The organism is Paenalcaligenes sp. Me52, assembly GCF_050487965.1.
In the GTDB taxonomy this organism is placed as follows: Bacteria; Pseudomonadota; Gammaproteobacteria; order Burkholderiales; family Burkholderiaceae_B; genus Paenalcaligenes.
Genome location: NZ_JBKQFO010000002.1, coordinates 358,029 through 376,123 on the forward strand (window position 1 = coordinate 358,029; position 18,095 = coordinate 376,123).

The window sequence follows — 18,095 nt, forward strand, 5'->3', positions numbered from 1 at the left end:
ATTCTCTTTCCCTGTAGAGAACAACCTCTTTATGAAAAAAATTCTTATCATTGATACTACCTGGCCAATCAACTCTAGAACAGAAAGATTTAGAAAAACATTACAAGAAAAATATCATGTAATAGTTTCGGCGTGGAAGCGAGATGGAAAACCTGAAGATCCACGCGAAGATTTGCATATTATGGTTAATAATATTGGGTATGGTAATCAAATTCTTAAACTTATAAAATTACCACTTTTTATATTACACAACTTTAACGTTTGCAAAAAAAACAATCCCGATATTATCTTTGCTAGCCACTGGGACTCTCTCATTTGTGCAGCTTTTATTAAAGCACTATTTTTTAGAAGAATAAAAATAATTTATGATTGCTTAGATCTACCTACAACATCAAATTACTTTATCCGTAAATTTTTGCAACTTATCGAAAAAACATCTCTGAAATACGTTGATATTACAATATTTGCTTCCCGATATTTTGAATCCTTGTACCCAAAAAAAATCAATTCTATTATATTTGAAAACTATCCCCCAAAGAGCTCTCTAACACCATATCATTCACAACCATCTTGGTTCAAAGATTATGATATTGTAACTATCAAGAACACAAAAACAGTCAGCTGGATAGGAGTTGTTCGTTACTTAAATATCCTAGAAAATATTCTTGATGCAATCAAAGATACTGATATTCATTTTCTTGTTTTTGGAACAGGCCCTGATTTAGAAAAATTGCAAGCTGCTGTTATCCAAAAAAATCTCAATAAACAGGTGCATTTTTTTGGCCGATACGAGCATGCAGATTTAAATTTTATTTATAGTATTTCTGAACTCATATGGGCGGCATATCCAACTAGCGATCACAATGCTGTATATGCTATATCCAACAAATATTTTGAATGCTCTTCCTTCGAAAAAACCCCAATCATCTCCAAAAAAACAAAGATGGCAGAGTATCTTAGAGGTAGAAAAAACGCTATATTAATTGATGAATTTAATGTAAATGAAATAAGAAATAGTTTTTTTGACTATTTTAACAATGGTAAAGATGATGAGCCATTCGAAAAATATGAACCTGATGCATCTTGGGAGGATAGAGAAAATCTCTTAATTGAATATCTAGAGAAAAACCTCCCCTAGAATTAGTTCATCAAAAAAGCCTAGAGTACCAATCGCACTTTAGGCTTTTTGATCCAGAATAATAAATTACATTCTTTTAATTATTGAATTTAGCACATATAAAGAAAAAAAATACATGGATGAAAATAAATTTAAACCACAATATTTTCTATATATATCCCACGTCCATTTCGCTGATTGTATTTTATTTGCTGAAAGACTATCTTCACCCACCCGGTAATACGCTAAATTCTCTTGTATACCCAGAGCATAATCAGTTTTTTCAAGTATTTCAAGCCACATCAAATAATCTTCATGATGCACCTTCTTTTGAAAAATCTTTCCTAATTTCTCCTGATCGTAAACGCCAGTTAAATTTCCAATAAAATTACCTGTTAAGAGTTTTTTGTAATCCCCTACTTCAGGCACATTAACCTGACTTTGCTTCCCATCTGGATAGAAACGTGTGTACATAGCGTACACAACATCTGCCCCTGAATTTAATGTTTCTAGCTGTACCGCCAACTTCCTAGGTTCCCATAAATCATCAGAGTCTAGAAATGCAATATATCTCCCTGCCGCCATTTCTATCGCTGCATTTCTTGCTACCGCTACCCCAGAGTTGTTCTCAAGGTTGATTACGCGTATGCGAGAATCCTGTTCTGCGTAATCGCGCAATATCTGCAGTGTGTTGTCTTTACTGCAGTCATTCACAGCAATTAGCTCATAGTCTGTATAGACCTGAGCAAGCACACTATCTATAGAGCCCTTGATTGTGCTTGCTGCGTTGTACGCAGGCATAACAATGCTAAATGTTGGATTTTCCATTTATCGTGCGCCAAAGCCTGTCAACATAATTTTAATTGTCAGTACCGCAATGATCAGGTCCAAACCTAATGAACAATTCTTAATATAGTAAAAATCATGCTCAATTTTTACTTGGGTTTCATCCATGCTAGCCGTGTAGCCATGCCTAACTTGCGCCCAACCGCTGATTCCTGGTTTAACAATATGTCTATAGCTATAAAAGGGGATTTTCTGGTCGTACTCGACGACAAATGATGGCTGCTCAGGTCTAGGCCCTATTAAGCTCATTTCGCCTTTTAACACATTCAGGAACTGAGGCAGCTCATCTATACGTAGCTTACGTATGACCTTACCAACCCTAGTAATTCGCGGATCATTTTCTCCTGCAAACTGCTCTGGAGCCGCACGATCGAAACGCATGCTACGAAACTTATAAATGGTGAATGGTTTGTTGCCACGCCCAATCCTAGTCTGTGTATAAATCACCGGTCCAGGACTCTCTAGCCGTACCAATATCGCTGTTATTAACGCTATTGGTAATACGATTGGCAGTGTCAGCAACACCAATAGTATGTCGATACAGGTCTTCATTCGTTCATATATGGGTGATGGTAACAATGCCCCCATATTATTCTCTGACATACGATGTATTTTTACCTTGCCACTTAAAGACTCATAGATTTGTTTGGCATCATAGACAGGTATCCTCTCCAAAGCACATTGCGTTAGAAAACGCTGTGTTGCCTCATCAATGCTGCGAAAATCAGCTACTACCCCATCATAACGCCTATCACCTAAAGATAACTCGGCTAATGGTCTAGCATCAATAAAATCGAGCTCTATCAGCTCATCTGTATACTGACCGCCAGGGACCACGCCTAGCTTCAAACGCATATATTTATAGGTCAGAGTATATTCTATGTGAAACCACAGTACTGATATAACGGCACTACTCAATAATAAATATCTAGAGACCTCTACACGCAACAATAGAGTGATCAACGTTACTGCACCATATATCAGTAAAACAATAGGAATAATAAAGGCAGCGGCCCGTCCACCAGGGTAAATAACGCGCAATCTTTGCAACCCAAAATAACACAGTACACAAGAAAAACTCGTTGTGACTAATGCTGTCTGCTGTCCATCTGTAGGACTCAACAAACTTTCCCATGACCAAAACATAACAAATGGAGCAACAACTGCAATCGCCCAGCCCAATAGCAGCGAAAAAGCTCTAGAGAGCAATATCTGTTCATGTAGACGCTTAAATCGTCTAAGTGTAGTGAGCTTCATTCTTTCCTTGGTAACATGATTGTTACATAAAAATTATAGCCAAGCACTCTAACAAACCAGTTTATGATCATCTATATACGTTTCATCGAACTGGTTTCCAGGAAGACTTCTTAAAGTATGTATTATATTTACTTATTAAAAAATAATTTATTTATTCTTATAAAATTATAATTTCCCTTACTTACCAATAATTGTTTTATTTTCTAAAATCAATTCTCTATAAATCTTTAGAACAGATTTATTCATTTTTTCATAATTTCCAAAACTCAATAATCTTATAGAGTTTTCATTTGTTTTCAATAAAGAAAAAAAAGGTCTTCTTGCAGTATTTTTAAAGAAATCATGCGAAACCGGATTGACCACTTTACATTTCAAATTTCCATTTTCTTGCATCAAAATATGAAATACCTCTTTAACTAAATCATATTTACTGCATAGCTTTCCGCCAGAAAAATGAACTACACCCCAAAGTATTGGTAAACATAACCGAATTCTCTCTGCTACAAGCCATATATACGCAGACAAGGCATCCGTTCGTGTAAGAGCTGAATACTGGTCTGATACTACATCAATACTTTCCTCTTCAAACATCAATACTATAAATCTACGTATGAAGCTGTCGCCATACTCACCAAATAACCAACTAGTCCTCAATATCAGACTCTTCTCACAGACTTGCTGTAACGCTCGCTCGCCCGCTAGCTTGCTTTTGCCATACACATTGATTGGGTTAGGTGCATCTGTTTCTATGTAAGGGGTGCATTTTTCACCACCAAACACGTAGTCAGTAGATATATGAATAACAGAAACACCTGCTTCTACCGCATAAAGGCCAAGATTCTCTGGACCATCTCTGTTCACTGCATAGGCTAAGTCCTGATTTTCTTCTGCAGCATCCACGTTAGTATAAGCTGCTGCATTGATGATCAGTGAAGGTTGGTAACTACGCAGCTCATCTAGCACCACGGCTTTGTTGCTAATATTAATCTCAGTAGAGCTAGGAGCCCACACCTCTACACCCTCTGGGATATTACGTAGCAACTCTTGGCCCAATAAACCACTGCCACCGCATAGCAAAACTTTAAATGACATATCACCATGACTCCTCTTAACTCTTACTTATGGTACCGATAAGGGACAACATCACAGCCGCTTGATCCACTCTACTGACTCAAGTGTCGGACAAGAGCAAAACCGATAAAACCGGCACCACAGGTAACAAGAATTTCCATGTGCTTTCTAAAGATAGTCAGTTTCTATAACATCGGCCCTCTTTGAACATTAATAGGGCCTTACGCAGTATTGTAAAGAAATTGTGCTTGGTGACTGCGTTATTCTGGACCATTCTTTAGACACAAAAAAGCCCGCCTAGTCAAAACTAGGCGGACTTTTCAGAACGTTACAATTGCAAGCTTATTTATACATCAGCGCCAATTGCTTTTAGGCCAGCTAATGCACATTGTGCATCAAGGTCCCCATTTGGGGCGCCGCCAACCCCTATACCCGCGACTAAGGCATTACCAAACTTCACAGGTAGGCCACCGCCCTGTATCACCATGCGGTCATCCATGTCGCGCATACCATTGTTAGCAGGCTTAGAGGCGATGAATTCAGCCAGCCCAGCAGTATCGCGACCCATTGCGGCGGAGGTAAACGCTTTACCCGTAGCACTGCCTACGGTGTGAGGGCCTGAATTATCTGCTTTAAGCAATACTTTGGTTGCGCCATCTCGCGCTACGACTGCAACGCTTACTGCATAACCTTCAGTGGCACATGCTTGGACGGCCGCTTGTGCGGCTTGAGTGGCGAGTTCTAATGGCAAATATGGTGTGGTGGGCAAGGTGGTTTGAGCACCAGCCGCCAGAGGAAGCAATAAAGCAGACGTTAACGCGAGTGTACGAATCATGGTGAATCTCCACTGAGTAAAAGATAACAACAGAGTAAACGGGCTCGTTTTTTTGCACTATGCGTAGTGCTTGCTGATTACCTACGTAGTCCTACGGATATTCCCTGCCTTCCAACCACAAGCGCGTCATCTCTGCTTGCGATGTAGTGCCTAGCTTGGCACCTAATGCTGCTCTATGACTTTCTACGGTACGTGGGGATAGACCCAAGCCTTCGGCGATTTCTTTGGAGGTAAAACCGGCTGCCACTCTACCCAATACTTCTTTTTCTCTAGGAGTCAGGCTTGCTAATAAGGCTAGGGTTTCTTCTTTTTCAGCCTGAACACGTAAGCGCTTCTCTAGAATTTCTTGGCCTTTTTGTATGGCATCGATCAGGTCTTGTTCGTCTACAGGTTTAGAGAGAAAGTCTATAGCGCCGTTTCTGAACGCACGTCTGCAAGCTTCTATATCACCGTGTCCAGAGATCACGATTGTGGGCCAATCCACATCTTGTTCTAGCAGTTTCTCTTGTACTTTTAGGCCTGACACCCAGGGCATACGTATATCCATGATGATGCATCCGGGCGCGAGTTGGCTCACGGACGTCAAAAATCGTTGTGGGTCAGCAAAGCTATGTACAGCAATGTCTACCGTGGATAACAGCAGCTCTAACGCATCACGTACGGCTTGGTCATCATCTACTAAATAAACAGGGTGACTCATTCGCTAGGTTCCGATGTAGCAGGTTGGCTTGCTAAGAGTATGCTGAATACGGCTCCCTTACCGGCGGTTTCTTGTAACAATAACTCTCCACCTACGCGTTCTACTAAGCGCTGGCTTAATGCCAAACCTAATCCTGTGCCGCCTTCTTTCCCGGTCACAAATGGCGTAAATAGCTCACCTCGCAACTGTGCCGGTACGCCAGGACCATTGTCAGCCACATCCACACGTACTTGATTACCTTGCTCAGATGCCGTAATCGTAATGAGCCTATCACCTGTAATCTGCTGTAGTGCATCCATGGCGTTACGTAGCAAATTAAAAAGTACCTGCTCCATTTCTATGGCATCAGCTTTTACTAACAAAGGGGTAGCAGGCACGTTCAAAATGATGTGCACCTGTTGATTCTGTGCTTCTTGGCGTAATAGGGACTGCACGTTATGCAATGCATCCCGCAGATCAAAACTTGTAGTAGGCAAACGCTGTGGGCGAGACCAATGCCTGAAATGCTCCAAAATCGCCGAGGCGCGCTGCGCTTGGATAACAGTCTCATCCAAAGACTTAGCCAACCGTTCGGTGTCACCTTTGCTAAGCAATCGCCTACCCGCTTGGCTTTGCGCCAAGATCGCCGTTAACGGTTGGGTAAGCTCGTGGGTTAGGCCGCTTGCCATTTCCCCCAAAGCATTCACTCTGGAAGCATGAGCTAATCTGGATTCTAGACCGCTGATACGCGCTTGCTCCACTGCTGCGTTAACGCGCCTACGCTGACGCCACGCCAAACATACCCCTGCGTACGCCACACCCACTAACAGCGCCATGCCTAACGTGGGCCATAGCGGTAATAGGTCATCCCACTTCAACTGCAGCCCTGTTTCTAGCAACAAGGGCTGTGTGGTACTGCTGAGCGCTTTAGAGAAATGTAAGGTTGTAGGAGCGTCAGTGGCCGCCCCCAAAAAGGGTGTGCCATCAGGTAAAGACAAACGCAGCGTAACGTCCGGTTTAGACCATAATGCCTCACCATTGCCCAGCAACCGTGCTGCATCTATATCTAGCATCAGGGCATAGCCCAATGCATCCAGATTAGGATTACGCTTAATCAACAAGTAATGGCCGGGATGCGTAGGGTGCACCAACAGCTTCATATGCTCATTGCCAGTCCACGCCTGTTCTTGTATCCATGCTTGGATTTCCGGATCCACAGCCCCCACACCTGTGGGTAACTCTGCCGCATCCGGTTGTGTGACTAATTCAATTGCATCAATACTGGGGTAGAAATTGAGGATGCTGTGAGCGACGTCTTGGAAGAGTTCATGCCCGCGCTGATCCGCTGTTGTTTGCACCACCGCGGCTAATGCAGTTAAGTGAGCATCATGCTGGCCAGCACGCTGAGATGCCAAGCGCTGCAACAACACACTTTCTTTTTCCAAGACTTGTATATGCGTGTGATAACGCCAGCTCGCCAACCCTACTACGGTCAGCACTACCAGCAGCACACCTAGCAAGATTGCTACACTGGGACGGTAAAAGAAAGACGGGCCAGTACGCATGACGTAAAGTTTCCCACAAGGCTTGAACGAATACGAATTATGGCACAGAGCCTATCTGGCTCCGCTTACGTATACGGTAAAATCACCTTTCTCTTTGCACTCACACCCATGAAAGTCATTACTACTTCCCTACCCGGCGTACTCATCATAGAACCCAAAGTTTATAAAGATGAGCGTGGTTTTTTCACAGAAACCTTCCAGCTAGAGCGCTATCAGCAGGCTGGAATGACGCTGCCTTTTGTGCAGGAAAATCATTCCAGGTCGCAGCGTGGTGTGCTGCGTGGCCTGCATCAACAACGTACCCGCCCCCAGGGGAAATTAGTACGTGTTAGCCGAGGTGCGGCCTTTGATGTAGCGGTAGACCTTAACCCTGATTCGCCCACATATGGACAACATATAGGGGTAGAACTAAACGACGAAAACCACCGCCAGCTCTGGATTCCGCCAGGCTATGCACATGGTTTTTGCGTATTAAGTGAGGTCACAGACGTACAGTATTCGTGCACGGATGTGTATTGCCCAGACGATGAGGATGGTGTGCGCTGGGATGACCCAGATCTAGCCATCCCCTGGCCTATTCAGCAGCCCACCTTATCTGTCAAAGACTTGGCATTGCCTACATTACGCGAACGTATGCAACGACTATAAAGGGTTACAGAAACTGCTATGCAACAGCCTGCAGCGTTCAGCTTAACGACGTGCGGCGCGATTTTGCGGCTGACGAGGGGCGCGATCTTTGAGGTGACGGAAAGTAATACGACCTTTGCTCAGGTCATAAGGCGACAGCTCTAGTGACACATCATCACCAGCCAAAATGCGAATGTGGTGTTTACGCATTTTACCGCCTGTGTAGGCAATCAATTCGTGACCGTTTTCTAAGGTCACACGGAAGCGTGAATCTGGCAGCACTTCGTTCACTGTGCCACGCATTTCAAGGATTTCTTCTTTAGCCAATAGTTTGCTCCTAAAAAATTAGACTACTAGTATAACATACGCTATTTTTTAGTGATTTTTCAATAAAGTACGCTAAACTTGGCGGTTACTTGCGGCTTGGGATTTCAGCCCTCTGTCGCGACCTTCGCTATGACGCTACGCCGGACTATTTTTCTGGTGGTAGCAGGAGTTTTTCTATGTTGCGCGCCATATGGCTAGCGGCGTATGCGTGCGCCGTTCTATTAGCCAATGTCTACTTGGACAGCTTTATTGAGCTGCCTTGGTTTGGACTGTTCAGTATTGGTTCTATCTTTTTTGCCGCAGTTTTCACGCTGCGTGATCGCCTACACCAATACGGCCTACCTACGGTATATCTGGCTATAGCTTCCGCCGTACTGATCACTACCTTATATGGTCAGTTTATTGCCCAAATCAGCCCCCGATTTTTATTCGCCTCATTTGTTGCGATCTTAATTAGCGAGCTCGCCGATACCGCTATGTTTCAGCGTTTACGCCATTATCGTTGGCATAAACGGGTGCTGGCCAGCCATGCAGTAAGCGTCCCTTTGGACAGTTTAGCCTTTACCCTTTTAGCGTTTGCAGGCGTGATGAGCAGCTATGACATGATGCAGATTGTCTACGCCGATGTGCTGGGTAAATACATCATTGCTGCCGCTGTGGCGTACTTACCATTTATTTCTGTGCGTGAACGCCGCACCGTATCGCCCTGACTTTCTTCGCGAACTTTACTTATGACCACTTCCACCGATCATACCTACGTGCCGGCTGATGCTAACAGCTACACCTCACCCGACACAGGTGCCGTGTTGAAAACTATTGCTAACCCGCACCCCCATTTTCAAAGCTGGCAAGAACATGTGCTGACGTTACCTGAGCTATGCCCCGCGTCGCATAACCCCGGTGCAGGTTCTACGCTAGCCATACGCTATCAAGCCACTCAACGTTTTCTGGAAGTATTTTCACTCAGCGCTTATATACAGGCATTCATAGGCCACAAAACGGTGCGTGACGTAGAAATGCTGACTCAAGTCATTGCCCGTGACTGTGCTGCTGTATTGCATATAGCCGTGGAAGTAGAAGGCTGTTTTGAATTGCCTGCATTAGGCCAACGCGTCACCACTCGCGTACAAGCCTAAACAACACAATGGCCACCCTATATAGGTGGCCATTGTGATTACCGATTTAACGGCACGCTACGATTACGCGTTTTCGGTTTTGCGCATACGCACGCCTTGGTTCCACCACAAGAAGGCCAGAATCAACAACGCTGGCAAATACATGTAGTAATCCATCAGAGCATTGGGATTAGGTTGTTTCACAACCATTACATCCCAACCCTGCTCCCAACCAGAGCGTCTGGCTTGACTACCAAAACCCACATTAGAAAGCTGTACCATATCGCCAAAGGCCATCACGCCAATACCAGCATCAGCCATACGTTTACGACCTGCTGCTTCGCCTGTAAGCGTAGAGCCTTCCTCTAGCACGGGCAGTTCTGCACCTACTGTTTTACGGATGGTGTCGCCTTCTATAGTCATCCCTTCAATTTCTACCACCAACTGCTGACCTGGGCGTAAATCTCCCGCCACGGCATAAATTTGCGCAGGCTCGGCATTTACGTAGCGAGTTTGTATATGGTTCATGAACCAGTCTGGTCGGAACATGATAAACATCACCAGCAAGCACAACAGCACTTCCCACCATTTGGATTTAATACGCATCCAACCCATGGTTGCTGCAGCAAAAGCTAGTGATCCTAGAATAGAACCGAACACTACAAAGACAAACTCATACCAACTTTCTATACCAATCAGCAAGAGCAGTGGGTTAAACACGAACATAAACGGCAGCACAGCTGTACGCATCGCATACTTGAAGCCCTGTATACCGATTTTCAGTGGGTCCTCACCTGCAATAGCGGCAGCCGCAAACGTAGCCAATCCTACAGGTGGTGTGATATCCGCCATCAGCCCGTAATAGAACACAAACATGTGTACAGCAATGAGCGGGATAATCAGGCCACTTTGCGCACCCAACTCAACCACCACAGGCGCCATCAAGGTTGCCATCAAAATGTAGTTGGCTGTAGTAGGCATACCTAAGCCCAACACCAAACACACTACTGCAGTGAACCCCAACATCAACAGCACGTTCCCCATGGACACCAGTTCCACAAAGGACGTCATGCGTAGACCTAAACCAGTCAGCGTAATGGTACCTACAATCAAACCTGCCGTACCACACGCCAGCGCAATACCCACCATGTTGCGGGCACCCTCTTGCAACCCCACCAACGTATCTTTAACACCTTCCGATAATGCCGTACCAACTTGTTGACGACGGAAGAATGCTTGTAAAGGACGGCGCGTGAGCATCAGCAGCAACATGGTTGTCACTGCCCAGAATGCTGACAGGCCCGGCGAGAAACGCTCTATGGTCAGGCACCATACCAAAATACCGATAGGGATTAGGAAAAACAAACCCGTACGCACGGTGGCCCATACTTCAGGCTGCGTCATCGTGCCATCTTGCTTCACCAAATCGGGTAGGTCATCGTGCTTAGAGGCTATCCACACCAACCCTACATACAGTGCGATCAGTAAGGTCACTAAAATACCAAAAGCCTGTTGCGGGAATAGCTGTTGCGTTCCCACCCCTATCCAATAGATCAGTGCGACCACAATTATGGTGGCAGAAATGCCCATCCCTAGTCGCCCGATGCGCTGAATAGGTGTGCGCGCTTGCGTGGCTGCCTGCATGGGCTGCAAGCCCAACCGCAGTGCTTCTAAGTGCACAATGTAGAACAACGACACATAGGATAATATCGCCGGTAGTAGCGCGTGCTTAATGATCTCCGTGTACGGGATACCCACATACTCAATCATCAAAAATGCAGCCGCACCCATGACCGGCGGCATAATTTGCCCGTCAGCCGATGCTGCAGTTTCAATCGCCCCTGCTCGCACACCACCGTAACCAGCACGCTTCATCAGCGGAATGGTAAAGATACCAGTAGTCACCACGTTTGCCGTAGACGACGCTGACACCATGCCGTTTACAGCCGATGACACCACTGACACCTTCGCTGGTCCACCACGCAAGTGCCCCAACAATGAGAAGGAAACCTGCATCATGTAGTTCCCTGCACCGCAGCGGTCTAGCAGCGAACCCAACATCACAAAAATGAAAATATAGGATACCGACACACCCAGCGCTACACCGAAAACCCCTTCGGTAGTCAGCCACATGTGCGAAACCAAACGCTCTAACGACGCGCCACGGTGCGCCAACACATCAGGCAAATGTGGGCCTAGAAATACATAAATCAGAACCAACGTACCCAACACTGCCATGGGAGCGCCCAATGCACGGCGAGTTGCTTCTAACAGCAACACCAAGCCAATGCTGGCAACCACTACGTCCATGGTGGTAGGAATACCAGGGCGCAATGACAGTTCTCGGTAGAACAGGAACAAATACGCACCGCAAAACGCCGCAATAATCGCTAGCACCCAGTCTAGTAAGGGCACACGATCGCGGTTTGATTTTTTGCTAACAGGATACGAGACATAGCCCAGAAACATGGCGAAGCCCAAGTGCAAAGCACGCGCCTCAGTATCATTAAAAATACCAATATGAAATGTAAACGGCAGTGGAGAGGCATACCACAACTGGAAAAATGCCCAACATAACGCCACTACCGAAATGATCATTGCTACTGCACCAGTAACATTGCGACCACCGCGGTCCACCTCTTCTACCATCTGCTGTAAGGCTTGCTGATTGGAATTACTACTCATCATCCATCCTTCTTCTGATTATCTAGATAACGTGGGCCACCCTTTTGGGGCAGCCCACGATGAAGGGGTGTATGCGCACGCCCCTTCGCACTACAAAGGATTACAGCAGACCTTGCTCTTTAAAGAAGCGCTCTGCACCGGGGTGCAACGGTGCGGACAAGCCATTTTTCACCATGTCTTCTTTCTGCAAGTTAGCAAACGCTGGGTGTAAACGTTTGAAATCTTCGAAGTTGTTAAATACCGCTTTTACGACTTCGTATACACGGTTCTCAGGCACGTCTTCAGAGGTCACAAACGTCGCCAACACACCATAGGTAGGCACATCATTAGGGTTGTTCTGGTAGATACCACCAGGGATCACCACTTTGGCGTAGTACGGGAACTCTTCTACCAAGGAATCTACCGCCTCACCCGTGATGCTCACCAATTGAGCACCACATGTGGTGGTAGGATCTTGAATGTTGGCGGAAGGGTGACCTACACCATAGAAAAAGCCATCTACTTTGCCGTCACACAGTGCTTGACCATGTTCATCAGGACGCAACTCAGACGCCAGCGAGAAGTATTCTTGTGGGGTTGTGCCCATACGCTCTAGCAACTGCTCCATCGACGCACGTGTACCGGAACCTGGGTTACCAACGTTAAAGCGCTTACCTTTAAGCTCTTCAAAATTCTTCACGCCACTTTCTTTACTCGCCACAGCCGTAAAAGGCTCAGGGTGAATGGAAAACACCGAGCGCAATTTTTTGTATTCGCCAGCATCTTTAAATTGGCCTTCACCATGGTACGCGTTATAGCCCACATCGGACTGCACCACGCCCAAGTCTAACTCGCCCGCTTTAATGGTATTGACGTTAAAAACTGAACCACCCGTGGACTCTACCGAGCAACGTACGCCGTGATCCTTACTGTCTTTATTCACCAAGCGGCAAATCGCACCACCCGCCGCGTAGTACACGCCGGTTACACCACCAGTACCAATACTCACAAACTCAGTTTGTGCAGCAGCTGGCAGAGGAGCCAGCAAGAAAGAGCAGAATGCCGCACCCACTGCCAGCGCAGAACTTTTCACTTTTACATTTAACTTTTTATTCATATATGACTCCTCTATTGACGCGTCTTGCGACGTTACAAACCCTTCGGTTTATTCAGAACGGACCACTAGATGGTACAGATCTCAGGCTTGAAAAAAACAAGTGAAATCCCTGATTCGCAGCGCCGTTATAACAACAAATGAATCCCAAAAACCAACAAAGGAAACATATGTATCGGCGAATCATACTGGAAAATCAATGGATAACAAATACTTGTTTTCCTGAACCACCTCAGAAGAACACAGCCAACTTATACACCAGAAAGCTTTGAGCACATAACCGTGAAAGGCTAAACAAGGCAAAAATTTAGAAACCAAATGCGTTAAATCAAGAAAATCTTGCACAGCAAGACACATGAATCCTACTCACTTTAGCCATAAAGAAAATCGCTATTTAGTCTAGTTTCCCCTGTAGCGGAGCAGATCACTAGCTACCAGCACTGTCATGGACATTCACGCCTCACCCTATAACTAAAAGCCATGTAATAATGAAAACATCACCCCTGATCCTCATGCTCTCAGCCTGCTATGCGCCTACGCCATATAGAAATTTTCGATGCCATTTGCCGTACTGGCTCACTGACCGATGCAGCCAAACTTCTGCATATTTCACAGCCCGCAGCCAGTAAGCTGCTGGCCAGCGCCGAGCAGCAATTAGGCTTCAAACTGTTTGAACGTATCAAAGGGCGCTTACAACCCACTCGTGAAGCAGGCATTCTGGAACCTCGTGTCGCACACCTACAGCATGAATTAGCACACGTGCGTAGACTGGCCTTCAATCTGCGTCACAGCCAACATGGCCACCTACGTATAGGCATCAACCCAACCATGGGGTTAGGGCTACTCCCCGAGGTGATGCGCCAAAGCCAAAAAGCGCAACCACACATCACCTTTGATCTACGTGCGCACCACAGCGGTGAATTACGCGAGGCGCTACTATCGCGCGATCTGGATATGATTATTTCTTTTTCCAGTGAAGAAACACCCGGCATTCAACTGACTCACATAGGGCAAATTGAACTGGTACATCTAGGCCCCGAAGGCGCACTAGGTGCCAAACACATTACCGACTTAAGTCACAAGAATTACATTGCGTTGGACTCTAGAGACCCTTCCGGCCGTGTCTTGCAAAGCCTCTTAGATGAGTACAACGTAGAGACCACTATTACCGCTCAAGTGCAAACCCATTATGTAGCCTGCTCACTGGTAGCGGTAGGTTTGGGGGAAACAGTGATAGACATCATTACCGCGCAAGCCATGTTGCGCCCAGGGTTGATGATTAGTCGTTTGAACCCGCACACCACCATCCCCATTACCCTAATGACGCACGCTAATGATCCACTCTCTGCTGTGCAACGTACCTTGATTGATACATTGCAGAAAGTCTGTAAGCAGTACGTATTTCCTAGCCATACTGACAACCTACTTTTCCCTCACTCCATATCCTAAGGTTATACCTTGTACCTACTTGGCTATTGGAAAAGTCTAGGCTTCACTGTCAGAATCGTAGCGTTACCCATTTAACGTTACGGTTATATTCATGCATGTCTGCATTATTGGTGGCGGGATCATTGGTGTTGCCTCTGCCTACCAACTTACCAAACAGGGCATTCAGGTTACCCTGATTGAAGCTGAACACGATGTCGCAATGAAAGCGAGTTTCGCCAATGGCGGACAGCTAAGTTACAGCTACGTGGCTCCACTGGCCGATCCTTCCGTTTTTGTGGACCTTCCTAAATGGTTAGGCCGCAAAGACTCTCCGCTGAAATTCACCCCACAACTCAGCTTCTCGCAATGGCGCTGGCTTAGCCATTTCCTGATGGCATGCCGAAGCTCTGTGCAAAGCGCGTCTACGCAAGCATTGTTGTCGTTGTCTTTCCTGAGCCGTAAGAACATCCATCATTGGCTAGAACACGATGGACTGTCATTCCACCATCAGGTAAACGGCAAGTTGATTGTGCATGAAAGCCAAAAAAGCTGGGACAGTGCGCGTGCACAAGTAGAGAAACAAGCCAAGCTGGGTGCATCGCAAAAACTGCTGAATGCCGAAGAGTTGTTTGCGCTAGAACCTGCCATGGAAGGCATGCGTGGTCGTGCTATTGGCGCCGTCTATACGGCCGACGAAGAGGTGGGTGATTGCCACGTATTGGCAAAATCCATGCTAGAGAAATTACAGCAAACCAGCACCTTTACCCTGTTAACCGGCGTGAAAGTACACGGTTTCAAAAAGTCTGGCTCTACAGTTAACGCTGTACACACTACCGCTGGTGAAATCCAAGCCGACCATTTCGTGGTGTCTTCAGGTGTACAAAGTGGCAGCTTGTTGAAGCCGCTGGGGTATTCTCCACTGCTGTTCCCACTTAAAGGCTACAGCTTAACGTTGGATCAAGAAAATCAATCGGCGCTGTTTCCTAAAATCAGCGTGACTGATTACGCTCGGCGCATTGTGTACGCCCCTATTGGCACACAACTGCGTATTGCCGCGATGGTAGACATTAAAAACTTCTCCAACGCGGTAGATCCTGAACGTATCGCTATTTTGAAAAACCAGATTCAAGGCACCTTCCCACAATTGAATCTAAGCGAAGCACAGCCTTGGGCCGGTCTGCGTCCTGCTACACCTACTAGCAAACCTATTATTGGTGCTTGCCCGAACACCCAGAACGTCTGGATGAACATCGGACACGGTGCCCTAGGCTTCACACTAGCGGCAGGTTCTGCACAGTTACTGGGCGAAATGCTGACTAACAGCGCTTTGTCTGTAAACCCAGCTCCTTTCGCTCCTTAAGCCCACTAACTATCACTTCAGTGCATAGCCCCAGTACGCTGCAAGTAGCGATCAACCAGTCATTCAGCGCACTGCTGGCACTGTCGCCACCTCAAAACCAGCCCTACAAAGGCTGGTTTCTTCTCCATGCCCACGCGGTGAACACATCAAAATCCTTTAGGTTACAAAAAAGTGAATCTCACGCAACGATTGGAGTTTTTTTGTAAATCAGCCGAAACAATTGCTCCATCCGAACCCTATAATTAACAGAACGGTGTCACTTCCCGGCTGTGCCTGTTAGTATGTAGGGTTCATGTCATGGTTACTACCCTACTAAGTACGGGTCGCGGGCATCGCGGCGTCTTGCCAAAAACATAGATGACGAACATTGAAGTCCTACGCTCACTCCCTACACAGGATCTTGTGAATGCGGCTCCATCACTCGTAAAAACCTGCATGCTCATCACAAGCATCGCCCATCATCGACTGGTTTGGTAAGGGGCGATCACTTCATTTTTTGTTTTTTATCACCGCGGACATCTACGTCTAAAAACATCTAATTATGAGCACTTCTTCACTCTCACGTACAGAAAAAGACCTTCTTGGAAAACGAGAGATCCCTGCCGACACCTACTACGGTGTACAAACACTGCGCGCAGCCGAGAACTTCAATCTGACCGGTATTACTCTGGCAAACTTCCCTAAGTTTGTCGCCGCCTTGGCAATGGTCAAACACGCCGCCGCATCAGCCAACAACAAGTTAGGCTGCCTGAGTGACGAAAAATTCCAAGCTATTACCAATGCGTGTAATCGCATTATTAATGGCGAATATCTGGATCAGTTCGTAGTGGACATGATTCAGGGTGGCGCTGGTACGTCCACCAACATGAATGCCAATGAAGTGATTGCAAACGTGGCACTGGAAAGCATGGGCCATCAGAAAGGGGAGTATCAACATCTGCACCCCAACAATGATGTGAACATGGCTCAGTCCACCAACGATGCCTACCCTACCGCGATTCGCGTAGGCTTGTTGCTAAGCGTTGAGCGTTTGACTCAAAGCTTGGATCAGCTGGTTGCCTCTTTCAACAGCAAAGCCGACGCTTTTGACGGCATCCTGAAAATGGGCCGTACCCAAATGCAGGACGCTGTGCCTATGACTGTAGGTCAAGAGTTCCGCGCTTTCGCAAACAACATTGCTGAAGATGCACGTCGTATTCGTCAACAAGCTCCTGAGCTATTGGAAGCCGTGAACCTAGGCGGTACTGCTATTGGTACAGGGATCAACGCTGACCCCGACTACCAAATGCTGGCTGTGAAGTTCTTGGCTGATGTAAGTGGTTTCGACATCAAAGCTGCTCCAGACTTGATCGAAGCAACTTCCGACATGGGTGACTTCGTTTCCCTGTCTGGCGAACTGAAACGTACTGCCGTTAAGCTGTCCAAAATCAGCAATGACTTGCGTTTGTTGTCTAGCGGCCCACGTACCGGTATTGGTGAAATCAACCTGCCAGCACGTCAGCCCGGCAGCTCTATCATGCCAGGTAAAGTAAACCCAGTAATTCCTGAAGCCGTCAGCCAAGTAGCTTTCGAAGTGATTGGTAATGACTTGGCTCTGACATTCGCTGCTGAAGCTGGTCAGTTGCAGTTGAACGCTATGGAACCACTGGTTGCCTACAAACTGTTCAGCTCCATCGAAATGCTGGCACGTGCTGCCGACATGATGCGCACTCTGTGTATTGACGATATCACTGCTAACCAAGAGCGTTGCGAAACACTGGTTAAACAGTCCATCGGCTTGATCACTGCGTTGAACCCATACATCGGCTATGAAAACTCCACACGTATTGCTAAACATGCGTTGGATTCCGGTCGTGGCGTATTGGAACTGGTTCAGGAAGAACAATTGCTGGCTGAAGATGTACTGTCTGATGTAATGCGTCCAGAGAACATGATCGCTCCACGCAAAGCACAATAATTCGTTATTGTCTAATGTTACACAAGACCGCCTAGTGAGCTGACACCCCTAATCGGCAATCAGTCACTACGCAGCTAAGGTCTGAGATTCTGGTATCACACCGAACTCAGGCCTTTTTTGCATCTACTGCTTT

Annotated in this window: 16 protein-coding genes; 7 read left to right on the forward strand and 9 right to left on the reverse strand. The window is 46.4% G+C overall.

All coding sequences use genetic code 11. The features are described 5' to 3' along the window. The first annotated feature begins 31 nt into the window (after window positions 1-31). Window positions 32-1,138, forward strand: a complete 1,107-nt coding sequence (locus ACLO87_RS12945) for a glycosyltransferase (RefSeq protein ID WP_430223923.1) — start codon at window positions 32-34, stop codon at window positions 1,136-1,138. Between the two features lie 66 nt (window positions 1,139-1,204). Here the strand turns inward: ACLO87_RS12945 and ACLO87_RS12950 are convergent, their stop codons facing one another. From ACLO87_RS12950 to ACLO87_RS12975, 6 genes are all read right to left on the reverse strand, one after another. Next, the gene (locus ACLO87_RS12950) at window positions 1,205-1,945 is read right to left on the reverse strand and encodes a glycosyltransferase family 2 protein (protein WP_430223924.1); all 741 of its coding nucleotides are present in this window, start codon (window positions 1,943-1,945) and stop codon (window positions 1,205-1,207) included. Beyond that, window positions 1,946-3,220 (reverse strand): sugar transferase, encoded by a 1,275-nt coding sequence (locus tag ACLO87_RS12955; RefSeq protein WP_430223925.1) that lies wholly within the window; start codon window positions 3,218-3,220, stop codon window positions 1,946-1,948. Between the two features lie 177 nt (window positions 3,221-3,397). Continuing rightward, the gene (gene rfbD, locus ACLO87_RS12960) at window positions 3,398-4,312 is read right to left on the reverse strand and encodes a dTDP-4-dehydrorhamnose reductase (RefSeq protein WP_430223926.1); all 915 of its coding nucleotides are present in this window, start codon (window positions 4,310-4,312) and stop codon (window positions 3,398-3,400) included. A gap of 325 nt (window positions 4,313-4,637) precedes the next feature. After that, window positions 4,638-5,126, reverse strand: a complete 489-nt coding sequence (locus ACLO87_RS12965) for a GlcG/HbpS family heme-binding protein (RefSeq protein WP_135864742.1) — start codon at window positions 5,124-5,126, stop codon at window positions 4,638-4,640. 91 nt (window positions 5,127-5,217) lie between these two features. Next, the gene (locus tag ACLO87_RS12970) at window positions 5,218-5,826 is read right to left on the reverse strand and encodes a response regulator transcription factor (RefSeq protein WP_135864741.1); all 609 of its coding nucleotides are present in this window, start codon (window positions 5,824-5,826) and stop codon (window positions 5,218-5,220) included. Then, window positions 5,823-7,370 carry a sensor histidine kinase gene (locus tag ACLO87_RS12975; RefSeq protein ID WP_430223927.1) on the reverse strand — a complete coding sequence of 516 codons (1,548 nt, stop codon included), beginning with the start codon at window positions 7,368-7,370 and terminating at the stop codon, window positions 5,823-5,825. The genes ACLO87_RS12970 and ACLO87_RS12975 overlap by 4 nt, the downstream gene beginning before the upstream one ends. Window positions 7,371-7,478: 108 nt before the next feature. Here ACLO87_RS12975 and rfbC point away from each other — a divergent pair, with 108 nt between their 5' ends. After that, window positions 7,479-8,018: a dTDP-4-dehydrorhamnose 3,5-epimerase gene (rfbC, locus tag ACLO87_RS12980; protein ID WP_135864744.1), complete on the forward strand. Its 540-nt coding sequence runs from the start codon at window positions 7,479-7,481 to the stop codon at window positions 8,016-8,018. 42 nt (window positions 8,019-8,060) lie between these two features. Here rfbC and infA read toward each other — a convergent pair whose 3' ends face one another. Continuing rightward, a complete protein-coding gene (infA, locus tag ACLO87_RS12985; protein ID WP_135864739.1) occupies window positions 8,061-8,324 on the reverse strand; it encodes a translation initiation factor IF-1 in 264 nt (87 codons plus the stop codon). Window positions 8,325-8,500: 176 nt separating this feature from the next. Here infA and ACLO87_RS12990 point away from each other — a divergent pair, with 176 nt between their 5' ends. Beyond that, window positions 8,501-9,034 carry a VUT family protein gene (locus ACLO87_RS12990; protein ID WP_430223928.1) on the forward strand — a complete coding sequence of 178 codons (534 nt, stop codon included), beginning with the start codon at window positions 8,501-8,503 and terminating at the stop codon, window positions 9,032-9,034. 21 nt (window positions 9,035-9,055) lie between these two features. Beyond that, window positions 9,056-9,460, forward strand: a complete 405-nt coding sequence (locus tag ACLO87_RS12995; protein ID WP_430223929.1) for a hypothetical protein — start codon at window positions 9,056-9,058, stop codon at window positions 9,458-9,460. Window positions 9,461-9,523: 63 nt separating this feature from the next. On the opposite strand, the gene ACLO87_RS13000 is transcribed toward ACLO87_RS12995, so the two are convergent. Both ACLO87_RS13000 and ACLO87_RS13005 read right to left on the reverse strand, forming a co-directional pair. Next, window positions 9,524-12,124 (reverse strand): TRAP transporter permease, encoded by a 2,601-nt coding sequence (locus tag ACLO87_RS13000; protein WP_430223930.1) that lies wholly within the window; start codon window positions 12,122-12,124, stop codon window positions 9,524-9,526. Window positions 12,125-12,224: 100 nt separating this feature from the next. Then, complete coding sequence (locus ACLO87_RS13005) at window positions 12,225-13,220, reverse strand: TAXI family TRAP transporter solute-binding subunit (protein WP_430223931.1); 996 nt, start codon at window positions 13,218-13,220, stop codon at window positions 12,225-12,227. A gap of 525 nt (window positions 13,221-13,745) precedes the next feature. On the opposite strand from ACLO87_RS13005, the gene ACLO87_RS13010 reads away from it, so the two are divergent. From ACLO87_RS13010 to ACLO87_RS13020, 3 genes are all read left to right on the forward strand, one after another. Next, window positions 13,746-14,666, forward strand: coding sequence for a LysR family transcriptional regulator (locus ACLO87_RS13010; protein ID WP_430223932.1), 921 nt, complete (start codon window positions 13,746-13,748; stop codon window positions 14,664-14,666). A 91-nt stretch (window positions 14,667-14,757) separates the two neighbouring features. Further along, entirely contained in the window at window positions 14,758-16,005 is a 1,248-nt protein-coding gene (locus ACLO87_RS13015) for a D-amino acid dehydrogenase (RefSeq protein ID WP_430223933.1), read from the forward strand. A 541-nt stretch (window positions 16,006-16,546) separates the two neighbouring features. Next, the gene (locus ACLO87_RS13020; RefSeq protein ID WP_135865912.1) at window positions 16,547-17,962 is read left to right on the forward strand and encodes an aspartate ammonia-lyase; all 1,416 of its coding nucleotides are present in this window, start codon (window positions 16,547-16,549) and stop codon (window positions 17,960-17,962) included. Window positions 17,963-18,095 lie beyond the last annotated feature (133 nt).

Excerpts from the sequence above, each read along its gene's own strand:
- ACLO87_RS13015 (WP_430223933.1), top strand. The coding sequence starts at position 14,758 with ATGCATGTCTGCATTATTGGTGGCGGGATCATTGGTGTTGCCTCTGCC.
- ACLO87_RS12970 (WP_135864741.1), bottom strand. The coding sequence starts at position 5,826 with ATGAGTCACCCTGTTTATTTAGTAGATGATGACCAAGCCGTACGTGAT.
- ACLO87_RS13010 (WP_430223932.1), top strand. The coding sequence starts at position 13,746 with ATGCGCCTACGCCATATAGAAATTTTCGATGCCATTTGCCGTACTGGC.
- ACLO87_RS12995 (WP_430223929.1), top strand. The coding sequence starts at position 9,056 with ATGACCACTTCCACCGATCATACCTACGTGCCGGCTGATGCTAACAGC.
- ACLO87_RS13000 (WP_430223930.1), bottom strand. The coding sequence starts at position 12,124 with ATGAGTAGTAATTCCAATCAGCAAGCCTTACAGCAGATGGTAGAAGAG.
- ACLO87_RS13020 (WP_135865912.1), top strand. The coding sequence starts at position 16,547 with ATGAGCACTTCTTCACTCTCACGTACAGAAAAAGACCTTCTTGGAAAA.
- ACLO87_RS12975 (WP_430223927.1), bottom strand. The coding sequence starts at position 7,370 with ATGCGTACTGGCCCGTCTTTCTTTTACCGTCCCAGTGTAGCAATCTTG.
- ACLO87_RS13005 (WP_430223931.1), bottom strand. The coding sequence starts at position 13,220 with ATGAATAAAAAGTTAAATGTAAAAGTGAAAAGTTCTGCGCTGGCAGTG.
- ACLO87_RS12965 (WP_135864742.1), bottom strand. The coding sequence starts at position 5,126 with ATGATTCGTACACTCGCGTTAACGTCTGCTTTATTGCTTCCTCTGGCG.
- ACLO87_RS12955 (WP_430223925.1), bottom strand. The coding sequence starts at position 3,220 with ATGAAGCTCACTACACTTAGACGATTTAAGCGTCTACATGAACAGATA.
- ACLO87_RS12990 (WP_430223928.1), top strand. The coding sequence starts at position 8,501 with ATGTTGCGCGCCATATGGCTAGCGGCGTATGCGTGCGCCGTTCTATTA.
- rfbC (WP_135864744.1), top strand. The coding sequence starts at position 7,479 with ATGAAAGTCATTACTACTTCCCTACCCGGCGTACTCATCATAGAACCC.
- rfbD (WP_430223926.1), bottom strand. The coding sequence starts at position 4,312 with ATGTCATTTAAAGTTTTGCTATGCGGTGGCAGTGGTTTATTGGGCCAA.
- ACLO87_RS12945 (WP_430223923.1), top strand. The coding sequence starts at position 32 with ATGAAAAAAATTCTTATCATTGATACTACCTGGCCAATCAACTCTAGA.
- ACLO87_RS12950 (WP_430223924.1), bottom strand. The coding sequence starts at position 1,945 with ATGGAAAATCCAACATTTAGCATTGTTATGCCTGCGTACAACGCAGCA.